We start from the raw sequence: 1,255 nt of genomic DNA, 5'->3' as shown, positions 1-1,255 counted from the left end.
CCTTCCTCAGTAGACGATGGTGGTTCTCTACGCCAACCGTCGTCCACCAGAAAGGCCGCTCATGTCAGTCTCGCATGCGGTCACCGACGTCGTCACGAACCGGTCCGGGAAGGTCGACCTTGGGCGGGTCACCGCACTGGCCGAGATGTTCGGCCAGGTCAGCGATCCGCGTAAATCGAAAGGCGTCCGGCACCCCCTCGCTGCGGTGCTGACCGTGCTGACCATGGCGCTGTTGTGCGGGGCACGTGACTTCCGGCAGGCCGCCGACCGGGTCGCCGAACTCCCGCAACCCCTCCTCGCGGCCGCGGGCGCCCGCCGGCACCCGGTCCTGGGCATCCGGATCCCGCCCGGACGTGACACCCTTCGCAGGCTGACCGCGTCCATCGACGCCACGGTCATGGACCGCCTGATCTGCACATGGCTGAACACCCTGCTCGACGCCCACCCCGGCACCGGACTGGCCCTGGACGGCAAAACCGTGCGCAACACCCATCCCGGCACCGGCCTGGACGTGCAACTGTTCTCCGCCATGCGCCACGACAACGCGGTCGTCGTCGCGCAAGTCCAGGTCCCGGCCGACACCACCGAAGTCACCCAGATCGCCACCCTGCTCGACCCGATCGACATCACCGGCATGACAATCACCGCCGACGCCGCCCACCCCAGCCGCGACACCGCCGCCTACCTGCTCAAACGCGACGCCGGCTACGTCTTCACCGTCAAAGGCAACCGGCCCGGCCTCCTCACCGCGATCACCGACCGGCTCCCCTCAGCCGTCCCCACCCTCGCCGCCGCCACCCACACCGAACACCGCAACGGCCACCGGATCACCCGCACGATCTGGACCGCCCCCGCCGACGGCGTCGACTACCCCGGCGCCGCCCAGGTCTTCCGCATCCGCCGCGACACCTACGACCCCGACGGCCAACGAGTCAGCAAACACATCACGCACGGCGTCACCAGCCTGACCTGCACCGCGACCGAGATCGCCGCCCACGTACGCGGACACTGGGGAATCGAGAACAGAATCCACTGGGTCCGTGACGTCCTGCTCGGCGAAGACGCCCACCACGCCTACCTCGGCAACACCGCCCACACCATGGCGGCCCTACGCAATCTCGCCCTCGCCCTGATCCGCCTCGCCGGTCACACCCGCATCAAACAGATCATGGAACGACACCACGCTGACAAAATGCTCATCCCGGCACTACTCAAAGCAGTCAATTAGTGACTAACCGACTTTGCTTTGGCTCTG

1 protein-coding gene is annotated in these 1,255 nt (G+C 67.4%); it reads left to right on the top strand.

What is annotated here, in order from left to right:
• The first annotated feature begins 61 nt into the window (after nt 1-61).
• Complete coding sequence (locus tag ACFHVL_RS31290) at nt 62-1,228, top strand: ISAs1 family transposase (protein ID WP_416632230.1); 1,167 nt, start codon at nt 62-64, stop codon at nt 1,226-1,228.
• Nucleotides 1,229-1,255 lie beyond the last annotated feature (27 nt).

The sequence above is a fragment of the Micromonospora sp. LOL_023 genome (assembly GCF_048060115.1).
GTDB lineage: Bacteria > Actinomycetota > Actinomycetes > Mycobacteriales > Micromonosporaceae > Micromonospora_E.
This window is presented reverse-complemented; position numbering and strand designations above follow the sequence as displayed.

Bases quoted from the DNA above. Each gene is read 5' to 3' on its own strand.
- ACFHVL_RS31290 (WP_416632230.1), top strand. From the start codon at position 62: ATGTCAGTCTCGCATGCGGTCACCGACGTCGTCACGAACCGGTCCGGG.